Here is an 18,807-nt window from a genome sequence, read left to right as displayed (position 1 = left end):
TGATTTTTAAATTTATTAAAAATACGAATTATTTTTTGGTGGTTACAAAGCTTTTTCGCAACCTTTGTACTCACAAAGTTCAGAACTTTATTGAAATGTTATCAAGAAAGGTGGAGGGATTAGACCCTTTGAAACCTTAGCAACCCTTGTGCTCTGTAAAAAGACCAAGAAGGTGCTACATTCTACAACAGCAAATTTTGCTGGAGATAGATAACCAACACACAATGCTTTCGGCATTGCTGTATATATTCTTATAACATTTTTCTATTGAAGTACGCCCTGAGGTGTACGCCGACTTTTGATTTATTTTTTAACTCAAAAACTAGAAAAATGAGTGCAACAAACATTATCCATTCAATCCCAAGTGATCCACTTACAGGCGCTATTTCTGTGCCAGTGTATCAAACATCTACTTTTATTCAAGACGCTCCTGGCGTAAATAAAGGCTTTGATTATGCCCGAAGTAACAATCCAACACGTAAGGTTTTAGAAGACATTGTTGCCAATCTCGAAGGAGGTCATGGCGCTTTTGCCTTCGGAACAGGCCTTGCAGCAATTGACGCTGTTGTAAAACTACTTTCAGCAGGCGATGAAATTATTGCGGTCGACGACATCTACGGCGGTGCGTACCGTCTTTTTACACACGTTTACCAAAAATTAGGGATTCAAGTGACTTATGTTGATACTACCGATGCAGAAAATATTGCTCGTGCTATTAGTAGTAAAACCAAACTAATCTGGATCGAATCCCCTACAAATCCAACGCTTAAAATTTCAGATATTAAAGCGATCTCAGCTATTGCAAAAAGCGTCGATGCTTTATTGGTGGTTGATAATACTTTTGCCAGCCCTATTGCGCAACAACCTTTGTCTTTGGGAGCAGATCTCGTGATTCATAGCGGAACAAAATACATTGGTGGTCATAGTGATCTGGTGGCTGGTTTGGTGGTAACCAAAACTGAAAGTCTTTCAGAAAAGATCAAATTTATTCAAAATGCTTCAGGCGGGATATTAGGTCCGTGGGACTGCTTTTTAACTATTCGCGGTATCGAAACCCTTGATATTCGGTATAGAAAACAATGCCAAAATGCCGAAAAGGTCGCTCAATTTTTATTGCAGCATGAAGCCGTAGATCAAGTGTTTTTTCCAGGTCTGGAAAAGCATAAAAACCATGCGATCGCCAAGCAACAACAAAATGGTTTGTTTGGCGGAATTATATCGTTTACACTAAAAGATGATACCGTAGCAGCCGCGAATGCTTTTGTAACAAGCACGCAGTATTTTAAACTTGCCGAAAGTTTAGGCGGTGTAAAAAGCTTGTTGTGTCATCCACCACAAATGACACACGCTTCGGTGCCAAGAGAAGTTCGTTTAAAGGCTGGAATTAAAGATTCGCTCATCCGACTTTCCTGTGGAATTGAAGAAGCAGAAGATCTGGTAAGAGATTTAGATCGTGCTTTTTCAGAAGCGACAAAAAACAAGAACACAGTACTTGCATAATCTAAAAGAATCATGAGTTTACAAACAATTGAACAGTCGAAAGCAAAAATTGACTTAGAACAGATCAAGCGAAAGCGCGTAAATATTGCCGTTTTCGGACACGGAAATGTAGGCAGTATTTTAATAGATCAGATTTTAAAAGCTTCAAAAGAGCTTTCTCAACGCCGCTTGTTAGACTTAAGAATCGTAGCTGTGGCTAATTCTTCTAGTATTCTATTAGACAAAAATGGCCTTGACGAAAACTGGAGAGAACGTAAAAAAAAGCAAGGGTCTTCATATACCATTGAAACGTTTTTAGCGTATACTTCAACCTATGGCTTAGAGAATTTGATTGCCGTAGATAATACCGCAGACAGCAATTTTGTAGCGAAATATAAAGATCTAGTTACTGCTGGTTTTAACTTGGTGTCATCGAATAAGATAGCCAACACATTATCTTTAGATTTTTATCAAGACGTGCGAAACTTACTCACTGAAAACAACAAGAGTTATCTGTATGAAACCAATGTTGGCGCTGGTTTGCCACTTGTTGATACCATTAAATTACTTCACCAATCTGGCGAGAATATTACCCGTATCAAAGGGGTGTTTTCGGGATCACTCAGTTATCTTTTTAATCATTTTTCTGAAAAGGAACAGGCCTTTAGCGAGGTGCTTAGCGCTGCCATTCGGTTGGGTTATACTGAACCTGATCCGCGGGAAGATCTCTGCGGAAATGATGTAGGTAGAAAGTTGCTCATTTTAGCAAGGGAATTAGATCTTCATTGTGAGCTGAGTGATGTAACTATTCAGAATTTAATTCCGAAAGAACTTCGGAAGGTTTCTAAAGAAGAATTTTTTGCGCAGATTACCGACTTTGATGTGCCTTTTCATATAAAAAGATCCAATCAGGCTAAAGAGCATGTGCTGCGTTACATAGGTGATTTGCACGGTGATCTTTCCAAAGAAAAAGGCGCGCTACTCGATGTAAAATTGGTTTCAGTTCCTAAAAATAGTATGTTAGGTCAATTAAAGGGAAGCGACTCTATTTTTGAGATTTACACCGAAAGTTATGGTGAAAATCCAATTGTCATTCAAGGCGCAGGCGCGGGTGCCTCAGTAACTGCACGTGGTGTCTTTGGAGATGTTTTGCGACTCAGCAACACACTAAACTAAAAAGTATGAAAGTAACACTTGAGAGAATTAATGATGATTATTTGTTCGATGCGAAAGGCCCAAATGAGGTTTCGGTGCTGATCGATAATAAAACAGGCAATACGGTTCAAGGCGCAGGGCCCATGGAACTTATTTTAATGGCTGTTGGAGGCTGTAATGCCATCGATATAATTTCGATATTAAAAAAACAAAGACAGCCAGTAAACGCTTACTCCATAATTGTTACGGGGAAAAGAAAAGAAGTGCGTGAAGCTAGGCCTTTTGAATCAATTCATGTGGAAGTTTATCTGGAAGGCGATGTCGTGCCAGCAAAAGCGAAGCGAGCGGCAGCTTTAAGTTTTGAAAAATATTGTTCTGTGTCTATCACTTTAGAAGGTTCTGTAACAATAACCTATCAAGTATTTGTTAACGGAAAAGAAGTATGAGCAACATAAAAGAAGCACTGCACGAACGTATTTTAATTTTGGATGGAGCCATGGGAACTATGTTGCAGCGCTATGGCTTTTCTGAAACCGATTTTAGAGGAGAACGATTTAAAGATATCTCTACTTCTGTTAAAGGTAATTACGACTTATTATCTATAACACAGCCGCAGGCCATTGCAAAGGTGCACGAACAATATTTTGAGGCAGGTGCCGATATTGTGGAAACGAATACCTTTTCAGGAACCACCATTGCTATGGCAGATTATGGCATGGAAGATCTAGTGTATGAATTGAATTACACATCTGCTAAGATCGCAAAAGAAGTTGCCCAGCGCTTTACCAAAGCAGAACCGCATAAACCACGATTTGTAGCGGGTGCTATGGGACCCACCAACAAAACTGCAAGTATGTCACCAGATGTGAATGACCCGGGATTTCGGGCAATCTCGTTTGAGGATTTACGTGTTGCCTATAAACAACAAGCAGAAGCTCTTATCGATGGAGGCGTGGATATGCTTTTGGTTGAAACCGTTTTTGATACGCTCAATGCGAAAGCAGCTTTGTTTGCTATTGAAGAAATTAAAGAAGAACGCAATATTGACATACCTGTAATGATCAGCGGAACGATCACCGACGCTTCAGGAAGAACACTTTCCGGGCAAACCGCTGAAGCCTTTTTGATTTCCGTTTCACACATACCGTTGTTGAGTGTGGGCTTTAATTGTGCCTTAGGTGCAAAACAATTGACACCGCATTTGGAAGTATTAGCAAGACAATCGGAGGTCGCGGTTTCTGCACATCCGAATGCTGGTTTGCCGAATGCCTTTGGAGAATATGATGAAAGTGCTAAGCAGATGGCAGCTCAAATTAAAGAGTATTTAGATAAAAGTCTTATTAATATTATTGGTGGTTGCTGCGGAACAACACCCGAACATATCAAAGCGATCGCCAACATAACGAAGGGCTATCAGCCAAGAAAATTTCAGCTAAAAGAAAACGTACATTATTAATGGGAGCAACAGCCATACATACAAAATCACCGCGCTATTTAACGCTTTCCGGACTCGAACCTTTGGTGGTAACACCTGAAAGCAACTTTATTAATGTAGGTGAGCGGACTAATGTTGCGGGTTCTCGTAAATTTCTTCGACTTATAAAGGAAGGAGATTTTGAAGCGGCATTGGAAGTGGCTAGGCATCAAGTAGACGGCGGAGCGCAAATTATAGACATCAACATGGATGATGGTTTGCTCGATGGTAAAACTGCTATGGTTCGGTTTTTACAACTGCTTGTTGCAGAGCCGGATATCGCCCGTGTTCCTATTATGATCGATAGTTCAAAATGGGACATTATTGAAGCTGGTTTGCAAGTTGTGCAAGGTAAATGTGTTGTGAATTCTATTAGTTTGAAGGAAGGAGAAGCGACATTCATTGAACAGGCTAAAAAAATTAAACGATACGGTGCGGCAGTGATCGTGATGGCTTTTGATGAGACAGGTCAGGCAGATACTTATGAACGCAGAATTGAAATAGCGAAACGGAGCTATGATATTTTGGTAGAAAAAGTTCAATTCTCGTCTGAAGATATCATCTTCGATCTCAATATTTTTCCAGTCGCAACAGGAATGGAAGAACACCGAAAGAACGCGATTCATTTTATTAAAGCTACGCGATGGGTAAGACAAAATCTGCCATACGCCAGCGTTAGTGGTGGTGTGAGTAATGTTTCTTTTAGCTTCCGCGGAAATGACACTGTACGGGAAGCCATGCATTCTGTTTTTTTGTATCACGCTATTCAAGCGGGAATGAATATCGGGATTGTAAATCCGGCTATGCTGGAAGTGTACGATACCATACCTAAAGAGCTTCTCGAATACGTAGAAGATGTGATGCTCGATAGAAGAGAAGATGCTACCGAACGTTTACTCACTTTCGCGGAAACAGTAAAGCAAACTTCAAAAGAACGTATTGTTGATGCCGCTTGGCGGGAAGGTACACTGCAGGAAAAGATCACACATGCCTTGGTAAAGGGCATCGATGCTCATATTGTTAATGATGTGGAAGAGGCGCGATTATTGGCAGCACGGCCCATTGAGGTGATCGAAGGTCACTTAATGATCGGGATGAATGTCGTGGGTGATCTTTTTGGGAGCGGAAAAATGTTTTTACCACAAGTGGTGAAATCGGCACGGGTTATGAAAAAAGCAGTCGCGCATTTATTGCCTTTTATTGAGGAAGAAAAGGACGGTCATATTCAGGCTAACGGCAAAATTTTAATGGCTACCGTTAAAGGAGATGTACACGATATTGGTAAAAATATTGTGAGCGTGGTATTGGCCTGCAATAATTATGAGATCATCGATCTGGGTGTTATGGTACCTCCAGAAAAAATTATTGCTGCGGCAATAGAACACAATGTAGACGTCATTGGATTGAGTGGTTTGATCACTCCTTCTTTAGATGAAATGGTTTATTTGGCGGAAGAATTACAGCGTCAAAACCTTCATATTCCGTTGCTAATTGGCGGAGCTACCACCAGTAAAGCACATACTGCAGTAAAGATCGATCCGCATTACCAACAGGCTGTGGTACACGTAAACGATGCTTCGCGGGCGGTTACCATTGTTGGAGAACTGCTTCAGAAGGAACAGTCAAAAGATTTTGTGAAGGCGCTAAAAACCGAGTATTCGGTATTTAGAGAACGCTTTTTAAATAGACAAACCGAAAAACAATATCTCACCATTGAAGCTGCTCGAAAAAATAAATTACTGTTAGATTGGAGTGCTTCGGAAATTTCTATTCCGAAAGAATTGGGGATTAAAGTGCTGCATGATTTCGATTTATCTCTTTTGGTTGAATATATAGACTGGAGTCCGTTTTTTAGAAGTTGGGATCTACACGGAAAGTATCCTGAAATTCTCAATGATAAAGTAGTTGGGGAACAGGCCAACGAACTGTTCCGCGATGCTCAAAACATGTTAAAACGGATCATTTCTGAAAAGTGGCTCACAGCAAAAGCGGTTTTCGGCTTGTTCGAGGCAAATTCTATCAGCGATGACGATATCGAGATCACGATCAATTCCGAAGAAAAAACACACTTTAGAACGCTGCGACAACAAAGTAAAAAAGCAGCTGGAAAACCGAATATAGCGCTAGCCGATTTTATTGCGCCAAAAACTACTAAAAAGCAAGATTATATGGGCTGTTTTTGTGTTAGCACAGGTTTTGGAACGGCAGAACATGCGAAAGCGTTTGAAGTAGGGTTAGACGATTATAATTCAATTATGGTAAAGGCATTGGCAGACCGACTCGCAGAAGCGTTTGCCGAATATTTGCACAAACAGGTACGTATAAAACATTGGGGGTATGCAACGAATGAAGGCTTGACGAATGATGATTTGATCAAAGAATCGTACCGCGGTATTCGTCCGGCGCCAGGGTATCCCGCTTGTCCGGATCATCTGGAAAAACAAACCATTTGGGAGATTTTGGATGTTGAAAATAAGATTGGTGTTGTTTTAACAGAAAGTCTTGCCATGTGGCCGGCAGCGTCTGTTTCTGGATATTATTTTGGACATCCCGATGCTCGATATTTTGGCGTAGGAAAAATCAAGGAAGATCAAGTAGCCGATTTTGCTCGCAGAAAGGAAATTTCCTTAGCAAAAGCCACTCAGTGGTTAAAACCAATTATAGCCGATTAATGTTTTATGAAAGTACAAGAGCACATAGAAGCCAGTAAAGGAAAGACGCAGTTTTCATTTGAGATCCTTCCGCCTTTAAAGGGGCAGAACATGCAATCGATCTTTGATAATATTGACCCGTTGATGGAGTTTAAACCACCATTTATAGATGTTACCTATCATCGTGAAGAATATGTTTATGAAGACGCCGGAAATGGTTTATTGGAAAAGAAGATCGTAAGAAAACGCCCGGGAACTGTTGGTATTTGTGCGGCTATTCAGAATAAATATCAAGTAGATGCCATCCCACACGTGTTGTGCGGAGGGTTTACAAAAGAAGATACTGAAAACTTTTTGATCGACTTAGATTTTTTGGGGATTGATAATGTGATGGCCCTGCGCGGAGACGCGGTAAAAAATGAGACCTATTTTGTTCCAGAAAAAAATGGGCACCTTTATGCCGAGGGACTAGTAAAGCAAATTTCAGCCTTAAATAATGGGGAATATTTAGATCCAGCATTACAAAATCACGCAAAGACTCATTTTAGTATTGGGGTGGCGGGTTATCCAGAAAAACACGCAGAGGCTGCTAATTTAGAAAGCGACATCTTTTATTTAAAACAAAAGATCGAGCAAGGCGCGTCATATGTGGTCACTCAATTATTTTACGACAATAAAAAGTATTTCCGTTTTGTGGATGCATGTAGAGAAGCAGGAATCACAATTCCTATCATTCCTGGTTTGAAACCTATTTCAACCAAAAAGCAATTGAGTATTATTCCACAACGGTTTAATGCAGAATTACCTGAGGAACTGCGGCGTGAAGTGGCACAATGTAAAAGTAATACTGAGGTCCAACAAGTAGGAATTGCATGGTGTGTGGCTCAAAGTAAGGAGCTCATGACAAGGGAAGTACCGTTTTTACATTATTACTCTATGGGCCGAAGTGATAACGTTTATGCGGTTGCTCAACAATTATTTTAACGTTCCATAACAATTATTTAAAGTATATTTATCAACGTATATTCGCGCTATGATCTCCAAAAAAACAAAATATGGTCTTAAAGCTCTTGCCTATTTGGTAAGGCAAGAGGAGCAACGTCCTATTCAGATACATGCTATTTCTGAGGCCGAAAATATTTCACAGAAATTCTTAGAGAGTATTTTATTGTCACTTCGGAAGGCAGGTTACTTAGGCTCCAAAAAGGGTAAAGGCGGCGGTTATTATCTTCTTAAGGAACCAAAAGATGTGAGTATTGCAAGCGTTTTTCGCATACTGGAAGGTCCTATCGCTATGGTACCATGTGTAAGTCTTAATTTTTATGAAAAATGCGACGACTGCCCGAATGAGGATACTTGCAGCGTTCACAACCTCATGATAGAGGTGCGAGATAATATGCTTGACATCTTCGAAAATACCTCGCTGCAAGATTTAGTGGATAAAGAATAATCTTCTTCTTTTTAGAACTTAAATAAAAACGTACTTTTGCATACTCTAGTAAATCTATAGGATTATATGTTGAATAATGAAATTACCCCTCAGAATATTGACCTATTTAATCAAAATCTCAGATATGAAGATCCGCAGACCATCATTTCTTTTGTGCTTGAACTTTCTAAAACCCCAATTGTAACCACTAGTTTTGGCACTAATGCCGCAGCTATATTGTATGCTACTACTAGGGTTGAGCCTGCGATTCCGGTGATTTGGTGTGATACAGGTTACAATACGGCTGCAACCTATGAGCACGCACAAAAGTTGACAGATCGCTTGCAGTTAAACCTAGATGTTTTTGTTCCCAAACGCACCACTGCTTATTTAAATGCTTCGTTGGGGCAGCCTTCTTTAGACAATCCCAAACATGAAGCTCTGTCTGAAATAGTTAAGCTAGAACCTTTTGCCCGGGCAATGAAAAAGTATCAACCTGATGTTTGGTTTACCACGATTAGAAAGAATCAAACGGCGTATCGCGATACTTTAGATATTTTGAGCATCACAAAAGACGGGGTTTTACGTGTGAGTCCGTTTTATCATTTTTCAGATGCAGCAATGGATAGATATTTAAAAGACCATAATTTACCTGTTGAGTTAGATTATTACGATCCAATAAAGGCGATGAGTAATAGAGAATGCGGGATACAGCTAGCCAATTAATGGTAGTATAATTTCTTCGGAAGTTTACTATTTTTATACCAATGAACTTTCCAACCATAACAAATTTACAAGAGACCTATGCTAGGGTGAAACCGCATGTGCATCAAACCCCGATTCTAACATCAGTTTTGATCAATGATCTGGCAGAAGCCGAATTATTCTTTAAGTGTGAAAACTTTCAGAAGATGGGTGCTTTTAAAATGCGGGGCGCTATTAATGCGATCTTAAACCTTTCCGAAGAACAAAAAAAAGCTGGTGTGGTAACGCATTCATCGGGTAATTTTGGGCAGGCGGTTGCTAAGGCAGCAAAAACCCTTGGCGTTACAGCCTATATTGTTATGCCAAAAAATGCCCCAGAGGTTAAAAAAAACGGAGTCATTAGTTATGGTGGTCTTATCTCAGAATGCGAATCTACTTTGGTAGCCAGAGAGCAAGCGGCTCAAAATATTGTACTATCAAAAGGAGCTACTTTTTTACATCCTTCCAATCAGTTAGACGTGATTCTTGGCAATGCTACGGCAGCGATGGAATTACTCGCAAAAAAACCGGACCTCGATTATATATTGTGTCCTGTGGGTGGTGGCGGACTGTTAGCTGGTACGGCATTGGCAGTACATCATAGTGGCAGAAATTGTAAAACTATTGGTGCTGAACCTTTTGCTGTTGACGATGCCTATCGTTCAATGCAGTCTGGGAAAATTGAGTTTAATACTACTACAGAAACGGTGGCTGACGGGTTACGGACGCATCTTGGAGACATCAATTTTCCGATCATTCAAAAGTGTGTTTCAGAGATCATTCGCGTAGAAGAAGACGAAATAGTTTCGGCCATGAAACTAATTTGGGAACGTATGAAAATTGTTGTTGAACCATCTGGAGCGGTTCCTCTTGCGGCCGTGTTGCGCTCACAGCGGCTCTTCAGTAGAAAGAAAGTAGGAATTATTCTTTCTGGTGGAAATGTAGACCTTGGTAATTTGCCTTTTTAATTTCGTAAACTTTCCGTTTATTTGCGGCATGTCCCGAAGTATTGTTTATGTCCTATTATTCATCTCCACGACACTCTTTTCACAGGAGCAGTCGGGTTCATTTGTGGATGCTCAATATTTCTACGGAACGCTTTTACGCCACAACAAAAACATTGCCAATTTAGTTAGAGAACATCCTTCTGGTTTTATCTTGAGCTACAATCGCGAAACTTTTGGTGAAAAACGTTGGCAGCGGGAATATAATGATCCAGATTGGGGTGTTTCTTTTCTCTATCAGGATTTTAAGTACGATGTTCTTGGTGAAAATTACGGTCTGTTTTTTCATTACAATTTTTACTTTCTCAACAGGAACCTGCAGCTTCGTTTTGGACAGGGTGTAGCCTATACAACCAACCCTTTCGACATAGAAACCAACTTTAAGAATATTGCCTACGGAAGCGAGCTCTTAGCATCAACTTATTTGATGCTCAACTATCATAACCCTGATATTTATAAGGGAATTGGAGTTCAGGGTGGTTTCGGATTTATTCATCATTCAAACGGAAGTATTAAGGCCCCCAATTCTGGAACCAATGTGTTATCCTTTAATTTGGGTGTGTTGTATTCTTTGGAAAAAGGAATACATACCGCTCCTGAAGAGTTGATCGTTGATACCCCGTATTCCGAAAAAATAAAATATAATTTTGTATTGCGAGGAAGTTACAATGAGGGCGACTATTACAATCTTGGGCAACATCCATATTTAGTTATTTCGGCATTTGCCGATAAACGCTTAAGTTATAAAAATACGATACAGTTTGGGGTTGATCTGGTTTTAGCAAAATTTCTAGAAGCCGAGATAGATTATCTTTCTAAGGCTTTTCCGAATGGAAGTGTAACAGGCGATGAGGATTGGAAACGAGCGAGTTTATTTGTTGGGCATGAGTTTCGCTTAGGAACAATGGCTTTAGTTTCACAATTTGGCTACTATATATATTATCCCTACGAATATGAAACGCGCTTCTATACACGTATTGGCGCAAAACACTATATAACCGATAAGCTATTTGTGGTAGGAACGGTTAAAACACATGCCGCAAATGCCGAAGCTATTGCTTTAGGTTTAGGAGTACGATTATGATCAAGAAAATACCTTTTATTATCTTACTGTTGTTGCACTTTGGATGTGACAGTCCGAGTACACCCGATTGTTTTCGCAAAGCAGGGAACATTATACAAGAAGAAATAGAGCTTCCTGTGTTTACTAAAATCACCATAGAAGACGATATATCTTTAGTTATCAGGCAAGGTGAAACCCAGCGTGTTTTTATTGAAAGCGGGGAGAATTTAATTGACGATGTTTCGGCAATAGTTGAGGGCGAAACACTTCGTGTTCGCAATAATGCGAGTTGTGAGTTGGTTCGAGGGTACGGTATTACACGTGTTATCGTGACATCCCCTAATATCACGCGAATTAGAAACAGTAGTGCTTTTGATGTTTTTGGCGATGGAGTACTGTCATATCCGCGTTTGGTTTTGGTTAGTAATACCACCGCAGGGGTCGATAATCCCAAGAAAAGTGGTGATTTTAGGCTCACTATTGCTTGTGAAAAGTTTGATGTTCAGGCAAATGGCCAAAGCGCATTTTATATAGATGGATTTGCCATAAAAGCAACCCTTGCTTTTGAGGATGAAGCGCCGCGTTTTGAAGGCGAGAACTTGAAGGTAAATGAGTTGGTTGTTTTTCAACGCAGTGCAAATAAAATGATCGTTAACCCACAAGAATCAATCACAGGAAAAATTTTTGCAACAGGTGATATTATTTCAGTAAACCGGCCACTAGTGGTAGATGTGGAAGAATTTTTTACAGGGCGTCTCGTTTTTCAAGATTAGTGTATATTAGCGCAGCCAAAAAAAATATGAAGCACTTTTATTCTGTTCTCCTCATTATATTATGTAGTATTTCGGTAGTCGCCCAAGATTCAGAAACAGAATTAAAACCATATTCTCTCGAGCTTGATTATTACTATGGAAGTATCCTAGAGCATAATCCTGATATCGCACATTTAATTACAGATCATCCGCAAGGAATATCTATATCCTATAACCGCAAGACCTTTGGTTTTAATGAATGGGAGCGTCGTTATCGCTATCCAGACTGGGGGTTTACATTTATTTTTCAGGATATGAAAAATGAATACCTAGGAGAGAACTATTCGTTATACGGTCATTATAATTGGTATTTCTATAATAGACATCTTGTAATACGTCTTGCACAGGGTATTTCCTATACTACAAACCCTTACGATTCCGAAACCAATTACATCAATAATGCATATGGTACGCAATTCTTGAGTTCTACCTATTTAAAGGCAAACTTTGTACGAGAGAATATATGGAATGGCTTCGGATTTCATGCTGGATTTGGGATTATTCACTATTCAAATGCAAACATTCGCGCTCCCAACAATAGCACAAATACCTGGGAGTTCAACTTAGGTTTAAGTTATCAGGTAGATCATGAAAATTTTCCAGATTATATTCCACTAGATACTTCCGAAGATAAAAACGAGGACGGCAAAAATAGATTTGCAGAGCCTATTAGGTATAATTTTGTGTTCCGAATTGGCTCAAATGAAAGTGATGAAGTAGGTCATGGGCAGTTTCCGTTCTATGTAGCTTCAGTTTTTGCAAGTAAAAGAATCAATTATAAAAGTACCTTTACGGCAGGGGTAGATCTTTTTCTGGCTAAATTCTTAGAAGAAGAAATTCTGTTTCAATCTATAGCCTATCCAGATTCTGGAGTAACTGGTGACGAAGATTGGAAACGCGTAGGAATTTTTCTAGGTCATGAATTAAGATTTAATAAAGTTGCTTTTGTATCTCAGCTAGGGTACTATATTTATTGGCCGTACGAATTTGAGAACCGTGTATACAATAGACTCGGTTTAAAAAGATATTTTTTTAATGATAAATTTTCGGCATCTGTGACTGTTAAGGCCCATTATGCTAAGGCCGAAGGTGTGGAATTTGGTATTGGTTACAAATTATAGCTATGAAAAGAATCGGGAAATTTTCACTTATAGTAGTTGTTTTGACTCTTCTTTTAGGATGTGATTCGGAAAAAGGACTGAACTGTTTTCAAGCTTCTGGAGAAATTATTCAAGAAGAGATGAGCCTTCCGTTTTTTGACAAAGTAATTGTTTGGGAACGAACGCAATTGATCATAAGCCAAGGGGAAACACAAAAGGTCGTTGTTGAAACCGGAGCCAATTTATTTAATGATGTTGAGGTAAAGGTCAAGAACCAACAGCTAGAAATCATCAACAATAATGGATGTAATTTGGCACGTGATTATGGCATTACAAAAGTTTTTATCACCGTGCCTAACCTTACTGAAATTCGAAATAGCTCTGGATTGCCAGTTGAAAGTAGAGGCGTGCTAAAATTTCCAAACTTAGTTTTGACCTCTGAAGATCGTGAAAATGAAGATCAATTTCATATTGATGGTGATTTTATCCTTACTGTTGAATGTGAGAACCTAGAATTGGTTGCTACAGGACTCTCAAATTTCTTCTTGACGGGAACCGCAGATAGGGCATATTTTGCTGTTTTTTCTGGGGATGTTCGTATAGAAGCAGCTAATTTGATTGTAAACGACGTCGCTATTTATCACCGCGGAACAAATAAGATCATTGTAAACCCGCAGGAACGATTGACGGGTAGAATTGTAAACTCTGGAGATGTGATCTCTAAAAATCGTCCGCCTGTGGTAGAGGTGGAGGCTCTATACCGTGGCCGACTTATTTTTGAGTAGTTAGCTCTATAAAAAGCTTTTCTAAGGTTGTGTTTTTTTGATGTAATTGTAGGATTTTGAGTCCGTTGTCATGAGCAAAATCAAACACTTGTGCTCGCATATCTCTTTCAGTGTCAAAATAAATTTGATATACAAATCCGGCGCTGTTTTCCACTTTTGAAACATTAGGAAGCTTATTGAGAGCCACTTCTTCCACTCTATAGTCAAATTCTACTTCAACAATTTGAGCCTTACCTTGAGTTAGTTCTGCAAGTTTTTTATCGAGAACGATTTCACCTTTATTAATTATGATAACACGGTCGCAAATGGCTTCAACCTCTTGCATGATGTGGGTAGACAGTAACACCGTTTTTGTGCTACCAACACTTTTAATGAGTTCTCTTATTTCTACCAATTGATTAGGGTCTAAACCAGTTGTGGGTTCATCAAGAATTAATACCTCTGGATCGTGGAGCAGTGAATTAGCCAAACCTACGCGCTGCCGATACCCCTTTGAAAGTTGACCGATCTTTTTGTGCGCTTCCGGTGTTAATCCTGTTTTTTCGATCGCTTGAGTCACGGCATTTTTGGAGCATCTGTAAACAGCTGCACTAAAAGCCAAATATTCCCGAACATACATGTCTAAATATAACGGATTGTGTTCGGGCAGGTAACCAATGCTTTTTTGAACGTCTTTCTTTTCTTCGGAAATATCAAATCCGTTTACCACGGCACCACCTTCCGAAGGAATTAAATAGGTAGTGAGTATCTTCATTAAAGTCGATTTTCCAGCGCCATTTGGGCCAAGAAAACCAACGATCTCACCCTTGTTGATAGAGAAAGACACATTTTTTAACGCAAGTTGCGTTCCGTAGACTTTAGATATATTTTTAACCTCTATTGACATATACTTTCAGTGAAACAAAATTACATAATTATAAAAGCGTAAAAAACAGTTTAATTTTATTTAGTTTTAGCTACATTAGCTATTCAGAAACGTATAATGTACAATTTAATTACATATTTCAATTTTTGGTTTTTCTATTTTACGGAAAGATCCGAGCTTGATATGTGATTAATTCAAAATATTAATTAGTAGTAAAGTCTCGGAGTTATCTTCGGGACTTTTTTTATGCCTAAAAATCAAAACTATGTCTATAAAAATCGCTATCCAAGGAATTGAAAGCTCATTTCATCATCAAGCTGCAATAAAGTTATTTCCAAACAATACAATTGAACTGGTTACCTGTGATTCTTTTGAAAATGTAACCCAAAACGTAGCTCGTTTTAAAGCAGATGTAGGTGTGATTGCTCTAGAAAATTCGATCGCGGGTTCTATTTTACCTAACTATAACCTGATAGACGCTGGTGATTTTAAAATTCTTGATGAAACGTTTTTAACCATAGATATGTATGTAATGGCCTTAGAAGGCGAGACAATTCATACCATTGACGAGATCCATTCTCATCCAGTAGCATTACAGCAGTGTAAGAATTACTTAATGCGTCTGCAACCTCATTGCAAGATCATTGAAGGAAAAGATACCGCCAGTGAAGCAAGAAGAATTAAAGAATTGCAACTTAAGGGTGTTGCCGCTATCGCAGGAAAGCAAGTTGCAGAAAAATTCGGACTTACCATTTTGGAAGGCAGTGTTCAGAATATTAAGGAAAATAAGACACGTTTTGTTGTTATTGGCCGGGAATCGGCAGAAATAAGCAAAATTGTCAATAAGGCGTCTCTAAAATTTGAATTGGACCATTCTATAGGAAGTTTGTCAAATGTATTACAATTGTTAAGTACCTTTGACATCAATTTGACCAAAATACAATCCTTACCGATCATAGGAAAACCCTGGCAGTATGCCTTTTTTATAGACGTACTTTTTGAAGATTACAGCCTCTTTCAGGAAGTTACAAATATTCTTGAAAAAGCTGTTAAAGAATTAAAAGTATTAGGTGTTTACAAGCATAATTTAGAAAATACACCAAGCGAATTGAATAATATTTTGATACATGGAAAATAATAAAAACTTACGCAACTGGCTAAATAAGATGGAACTTGCACATCCATTAGTAATTGCCGGTCCGTGTAGTGCTGAAACCGAAGAACAAGTACTTAAGATAGCACATCAATTAAAGGACACCGATGCTACAGTGTTGCGCGCAGGTATTTGGAAGCCTCGAACCCGCCCGGGTAATTTTGAAGGAGTTGGTGCCTTAGGATTAAAATGGCTTCAGAAGGCAAAAGCAGAAACGGGAATGCTTACTACTACCGAAGTGGCTAATGCGAATCACGTTGATCTAGCATTAAAGCATGATGTCGATATCCTTTGGATAGGCGCTCGAACCACAGTTTCACCATTTATTGTACAAGAAATTGCGGATGCCCTTAAAGGAACCGATAAGGTGGTGCTTATTAAGAATCCTGTCAATCCAGATCTAGCGCTATGGCTGGGGGCGGTTGAGCGATTTTATGAAGCAGATGTTAGAAATCTAGGGGTTATTCACCGTGGGTTTTCAACCTATGAGAAAAATACCTATCGTAATAATCCCGAATGGCAAATACCTATAGATCTGCAAAATCGTTTTCCTGATCTGCCTCTAATTTTAGATCCTTCACATATTGCGGGTAGGCGAGATCTTATTTTCGATTTATGCCAAACAGCTTTAGATCTCAATTATGACGGGCTAATGGTTGAAACACATTTTGATCCAGACAATGCCTGGAGTGATGCTAAACAGCAAATTACACCGGCAACACTTGATCAAATGACAGTTGATCTACGAATACGAAAAGAAGAAGGCGATGCCATTGAGTTTAAAAACAAATTAAATACGTTACGAACGAAGATTGATGTAATGGATCATCAGCTTTTAGAGGTTTTAGGTAAGCGTATGATGATTTCAGATGAAATAGGAGCTTTAAAAAAGAAGAATAATGTGGCCATTTTGCAAACAAAACGTTGGAACGAAATTCTAGGCAAGATGATCCTGGAAGGTGAAGAGTATCATTTAAGTGAAGAATTTATTCTGAAGATTTATAAAGCGATTCATCAAGAATCTATAAATCATCAAAAACAAATCATCACAAAATAGTATTAAAAAAGCCCGTATTTACGGGCTTTTTTATGGAATTTTATTAACTATTGTTTTATGCGTTTAAAAATATATCGGGTAATAAAAATTCCTTGTCCGTCGTCTTTCCCCGAATCACTTTCTACTGCAGAAGACACAAAGGCAAGATCCCAGCCTTGCATGAGCATATCATTTATTTTTGAAGTCATCAAAGCGTCATTAGCTGCAATGTTTTGAAATCTAATTCCGCCTAAGTTGTAAAAATTCAACAATTTTGTTTCGTCAAAATCTTTTACACGAATGTCTGAGCGATCCGATTTGTTTCGGCCGTTGTCGTCTTCAGACTGGGTTGTTGTAAATTCTTTGTAGTCGCGATCGGCATTTGCAGAAATAAGGCGGGATCTCCCCAAGCCGTTGGCCACAATAGATTCAACGCTGGTGATCACCTTCATTTCATATTGTTGTGCGTACATTTCCGAAGCAAAAACAAGAGTTAGCAGCAGAGCAAAAAATACTTTTTTCATATCAATAGGTTTATGTGTTAGCAAATTACATTTAAAAGTAAATCAAAAATGGGTGCTATCTGCTTTTATTTTCTGAATTTTGCAGCAGATGAAAGGAACGGTTTATAAATCTACGGGAAGTTGGTATACAGTAAAATCTGAACAAGGTATTTTTTTTGAATGCCGAATTAAGGGTAAGTTCCGTATGGAAGGTATCAAAAGCACAAACCCTGTGTCTGTGGGCGACCATGTAGAATTTGATGTGGAAAAAAAAGGTGATGAAACGGTTGGCGTGATCAAAAAAATTGAGCCTCGCGATAATTACATCATTCGTAAGTCGGTTAATCTTTCAAAGCAAACGCACATTATTGCTGCCAATATTGATATTGCATTTTTACTGGTTACACTCAACAATCCGCCTACATTTACCACCTTTATAGATCGTTTTCTGGTAACTGCCGAAGCCTACGATATCAAGGCGGTATTGCTTTTTAACAAAATTGACACCTATAATGAGGACGAGCTGCTCGAGATAAAATATATGGCAGCCATGTATCGAAAGATAGGGTATGAGTGTATTGGGATTTCGGCTGTGACGGGCAAAAACATGGACAAGGTAAAAGCGTTGATGAAACATAAGGTAAGTATGTTTTCTGGGCATAGTGGTGTTGGTAAATCAACCTTAGTAAATGCTTTAGAGCCAAGTTTAGGATTAAAGACTTCGGAAATATCAGAACAACATATGCAGGGGCAGCACACCACAACTTTTGCAGAGATGTATGATCTGTCATTTGACGCTCAAATTATTGACACTCCTGGAATTAAGGGTTTTGGTGTGGTTGAGATTGAGAAAGAAGAATTAGGAGGATATTTTCCAGAATTTTTTGAACGTAAAAAGCATTGTAAATTTAATAATTGTATGCATATTGAAGAACCAAAGTGCGCTGTAAAAGAGGCTTTGGAAACTGGAGAAATTGCCTGGTCACGATATAAAAGTTACTTGCAAATTTTGGAAGGGGAAGAAGAGCATTACCGAAAAGATATTTACAACGACGAAAGCTAATTTTTTATGCGCATTGTAATTCAAAGAGTTCGAGAAGCATCGGTTACAGTTGATGAGAAAATCGTTTCAAAAATTGGATGCGGTTTCCTTATTTTATTAGGCATAGAAACCGAAGATAACGATGAGGATATTGCCTGGCTCTGCGGAAAGGTGTGCAAGTTACGTGTGTTTTCAGATGAAGAAGGAGCTATGAATCGATCCATCGTCGATGTCGATGGTGATATTATAGTGGTTAGTCAGTTTACACTGCATGCAAGTACAAAAAAAGGTAATCGACCATCATTTATAAAGGCTGCTCGACCTGACGTTGCAATACCGTTATACCAACAATTTGTGCAACAATTGCAAAAAGATTTGAATAAAAAAGTTCAAACGGGTACATTTGGTGCAATGATGGATGTTTCGCTTGTCAATGATGGACCGGTTACAATCATTATAGATTCGAAAAACCGGGAATAGTTTAAGCTTTCCTAAATTTCGCCCCAATACAT

At 38.9% G+C, this 18,807-nt stretch carries 18 protein-coding genes, 1 pseudogene and 1 riboswitch; of the genes and pseudogenes, 17 read left to right on the top strand and 2 right to left on the bottom strand.

Translation table 11 applies throughout. The features are described 5' to 3' along the window. Positions 1–95 precede the first annotated feature (95 nt). Positions 96–217: riboswitch (SAM riboswitch) on the top strand. 113 nt (positions 218–330) lie between these two features. The 13 genes and pseudogenes from ACY2RU_RS02165 to ACY2RU_RS02105 all read left to right on the top strand — a co-directional run bounded on the left by ACY2RU_RS02165 (position 331) and on the right by ACY2RU_RS02105 (position 13,696). After that, on the top strand, positions 331–1,500 hold the full coding sequence (locus tag ACY2RU_RS02165; RefSeq protein ID WP_490136759.1) for a trans-sulfuration enzyme family protein: 1,170 nt from the start codon (positions 331–333) through the stop codon (positions 1,498–1,500). A 72-nt stretch (positions 1,501–1,572) separates the two neighbouring features. After that, a pseudogene (locus tag ACY2RU_RS02160) lies at positions 1,573–2,655 on the top strand (homoserine dehydrogenase family protein); the annotation flags it as partial. A 5-nt stretch (positions 2,656–2,660) separates the two neighbouring features. Further along, the gene (locus ACY2RU_RS02155; RefSeq protein ID WP_490136758.1) at positions 2,661–3,080 is read left to right on the top strand and encodes an OsmC family protein; all 420 of its coding nucleotides are present in this window, start codon (positions 2,661–2,663) and stop codon (positions 3,078–3,080) included. Further along, positions 3,077–4,090: a homocysteine S-methyltransferase family protein gene (locus ACY2RU_RS02150; RefSeq protein ID WP_490136757.1), complete on the top strand. Its 1,014-nt coding sequence runs from the start codon at positions 3,077–3,079 to the stop codon at positions 4,088–4,090. Before ACY2RU_RS02155 ends, ACY2RU_RS02150 begins: the two co-directional genes overlap by 4 nt. Next, positions 4,090–6,780 carry a methionine synthase gene (gene metH, locus ACY2RU_RS02145; protein ID WP_490136756.1) on the top strand — a complete coding sequence of 897 codons (2,691 nt, stop codon included), beginning with the start codon at positions 4,090–4,092 and terminating at the stop codon, positions 6,778–6,780. The genes ACY2RU_RS02150 and metH overlap by 1 nt, the downstream gene beginning before the upstream one ends. A gap of 6 nt (positions 6,781–6,786) precedes the next feature. Further along, positions 6,787–7,743, top strand: a complete 957-nt coding sequence (gene metF / locus ACY2RU_RS02140) for a methylenetetrahydrofolate reductase [NAD(P)H] (RefSeq protein ID WP_490136755.1) — start codon at positions 6,787–6,789, stop codon at positions 7,741–7,743. Between the two features lie 49 nt (positions 7,744–7,792). After that, the gene (locus ACY2RU_RS02135; protein WP_490136754.1) at positions 7,793–8,209 is read left to right on the top strand and encodes an RrF2 family transcriptional regulator; all 417 of its coding nucleotides are present in this window, start codon (positions 7,793–7,795) and stop codon (positions 8,207–8,209) included. Positions 8,210–8,275: 66 nt separating this feature from the next. Further along, positions 8,276–8,914, top strand: a complete 639-nt coding sequence (locus ACY2RU_RS02130) for a phosphoadenosine phosphosulfate reductase domain-containing protein (protein WP_490136753.1) — start codon at positions 8,276–8,278, stop codon at positions 8,912–8,914. Between the two features lie 41 nt (positions 8,915–8,955). Continuing rightward, positions 8,956–9,900 carry a pyridoxal-phosphate dependent enzyme gene (locus tag ACY2RU_RS02125; protein WP_490136752.1) on the top strand — a complete coding sequence of 315 codons (945 nt, stop codon included), beginning with the start codon at positions 8,956–8,958 and terminating at the stop codon, positions 9,898–9,900. A gap of 28 nt (positions 9,901–9,928) precedes the next feature. After that, complete coding sequence (locus ACY2RU_RS02120; protein WP_490136751.1) at positions 9,929–11,020, top strand: acyloxyacyl hydrolase; 1,092 nt, start codon at positions 9,929–9,931, stop codon at positions 11,018–11,020. Continuing rightward, positions 11,017–11,772, top strand: coding sequence for a head GIN domain-containing protein (locus ACY2RU_RS02115; protein ID WP_490136750.1), 756 nt, complete (start codon positions 11,017–11,019; stop codon positions 11,770–11,772). Before ACY2RU_RS02120 ends, ACY2RU_RS02115 begins: the two co-directional genes overlap by 4 nt. Positions 11,773–11,798: 26 nt before the next feature. Then, positions 11,799–12,932, top strand: a complete 1,134-nt coding sequence (locus tag ACY2RU_RS02110; RefSeq protein WP_490136749.1) for an acyloxyacyl hydrolase — start codon at positions 11,799–11,801, stop codon at positions 12,930–12,932. Positions 12,933–12,934: 2 nt separating this feature from the next. Then, entirely contained in the window at positions 12,935–13,696 is a 762-nt protein-coding gene (locus tag ACY2RU_RS02105) for a head GIN domain-containing protein (RefSeq protein ID WP_490136748.1), read from the top strand. Here ACY2RU_RS02105 and gldA read toward each other — a convergent pair. Then, entirely contained in the window at positions 13,683–14,582 is a 900-nt protein-coding gene (gene gldA / locus ACY2RU_RS02100; protein ID WP_490136747.1) for a gliding motility-associated ABC transporter ATP-binding subunit GldA, read from the bottom strand. The two genes, ACY2RU_RS02105 and gldA, sit on opposite strands and share 14 nt — an antisense overlap. Positions 14,583–14,826: 244 nt before the next feature. Here gldA and ACY2RU_RS02095 point away from each other — a divergent pair, with 244 nt between their 5' ends. Both ACY2RU_RS02095 and ACY2RU_RS02090 read left to right on the top strand, forming a co-directional pair. Further along, complete coding sequence (locus tag ACY2RU_RS02095; protein WP_490136746.1) at positions 14,827–15,699, top strand: prephenate dehydratase; 873 nt, start codon at positions 14,827–14,829, stop codon at positions 15,697–15,699. Next, a complete protein-coding gene (locus ACY2RU_RS02090; RefSeq protein ID WP_490136745.1) occupies positions 15,689–16,771 on the top strand; it encodes a chorismate mutase in 1,083 nt (360 codons plus the stop codon). Before ACY2RU_RS02095 ends, ACY2RU_RS02090 begins: the two co-directional genes overlap by 11 nt. 47 nt (positions 16,772–16,818) lie before the next feature. Here the strand turns inward: ACY2RU_RS02090 and ACY2RU_RS02085 are convergent, their stop codons facing one another. After that, complete coding sequence (locus ACY2RU_RS02085) at positions 16,819–17,274, bottom strand: hypothetical protein (protein WP_490136744.1); 456 nt, start codon at positions 17,272–17,274, stop codon at positions 16,819–16,821. An 88-nt stretch (positions 17,275–17,362) separates the two neighbouring features. On the opposite strand from ACY2RU_RS02085, the gene rsgA reads away from it, so the two are divergent. Both rsgA and dtd read left to right on the top strand, forming a co-directional pair. Further along, positions 17,363–18,316 carry a ribosome small subunit-dependent GTPase A gene (gene rsgA / locus ACY2RU_RS02080; RefSeq protein WP_490136743.1) on the top strand — a complete coding sequence of 318 codons (954 nt, stop codon included), beginning with the start codon at positions 17,363–17,365 and terminating at the stop codon, positions 18,314–18,316. Positions 18,317–18,322: 6 nt separating this feature from the next. Next, positions 18,323–18,775, top strand: a complete 453-nt coding sequence (dtd, locus tag ACY2RU_RS02075) for a D-aminoacyl-tRNA deacylase (RefSeq protein ID WP_490136742.1) — start codon at positions 18,323–18,325, stop codon at positions 18,773–18,775. Positions 18,776–18,807 lie beyond the last annotated feature (32 nt).

The sequence above is a fragment of the Ulvibacter sp. 2305UL32-6 genome, assembly GCF_058148545.1.
This window is presented reverse-complemented; position numbering and strand designations above follow the sequence as displayed.

Coding starts and splice junctions, on each gene's coding strand:
- ACY2RU_RS02165 (WP_490136759.1), top strand. CDS start 331: ATGAGTGCAACAAACATTATCCATTCAATCCCAAGTGATCCACTTACA.
- ACY2RU_RS02155 (WP_490136758.1), top strand. CDS start 2,661: ATGAAAGTAACACTTGAGAGAATTAATGATGATTATTTGTTCGATGCG.
- ACY2RU_RS02150 (WP_490136757.1), top strand. CDS start 3,077: ATGAGCAACATAAAAGAAGCACTGCACGAACGTATTTTAATTTTGGAT.
- metH (WP_490136756.1), top strand. CDS start 4,090: ATGGGAGCAACAGCCATACATACAAAATCACCGCGCTATTTAACGCTT.
- metF (WP_490136755.1), top strand. CDS start 6,787: ATGAAAGTACAAGAGCACATAGAAGCCAGTAAAGGAAAGACGCAGTTT.
- ACY2RU_RS02135 (WP_490136754.1), top strand. CDS start 7,793: ATGATCTCCAAAAAAACAAAATATGGTCTTAAAGCTCTTGCCTATTTG.
- ACY2RU_RS02130 (WP_490136753.1), top strand. CDS start 8,276: ATGTTGAATAATGAAATTACCCCTCAGAATATTGACCTATTTAATCAA.
- ACY2RU_RS02125 (WP_490136752.1), top strand. CDS start 8,956: ATGAACTTTCCAACCATAACAAATTTACAAGAGACCTATGCTAGGGTG.
- ACY2RU_RS02120 (WP_490136751.1), top strand. CDS start 9,929: ATGTCCCGAAGTATTGTTTATGTCCTATTATTCATCTCCACGACACTC.
- ACY2RU_RS02115 (WP_490136750.1), top strand. CDS start 11,017: ATGATCAAGAAAATACCTTTTATTATCTTACTGTTGTTGCACTTTGGA.
- ACY2RU_RS02110 (WP_490136749.1), top strand. CDS start 11,799: ATGAAGCACTTTTATTCTGTTCTCCTCATTATATTATGTAGTATTTCG.
- ACY2RU_RS02105 (WP_490136748.1), top strand. CDS start 12,935: ATGAAAAGAATCGGGAAATTTTCACTTATAGTAGTTGTTTTGACTCTT.
- gldA (WP_490136747.1), bottom strand. CDS start 14,582: ATGTCAATAGAGGTTAAAAATATATCTAAAGTCTACGGAACGCAACTT.
- ACY2RU_RS02095 (WP_490136746.1), top strand. CDS start 14,827: ATGTCTATAAAAATCGCTATCCAAGGAATTGAAAGCTCATTTCATCAT.
- ACY2RU_RS02090 (WP_490136745.1), top strand. CDS start 15,689: ATGGAAAATAATAAAAACTTACGCAACTGGCTAAATAAGATGGAACTT.
- ACY2RU_RS02085 (WP_490136744.1), bottom strand. CDS start 17,274: ATGAAAAAAGTATTTTTTGCTCTGCTGCTAACTCTTGTTTTTGCTTCG.
- rsgA (WP_490136743.1), top strand. CDS start 17,363: ATGAAAGGAACGGTTTATAAATCTACGGGAAGTTGGTATACAGTAAAA.
- dtd (WP_490136742.1), top strand. CDS start 18,323: ATGCGCATTGTAATTCAAAGAGTTCGAGAAGCATCGGTTACAGTTGAT.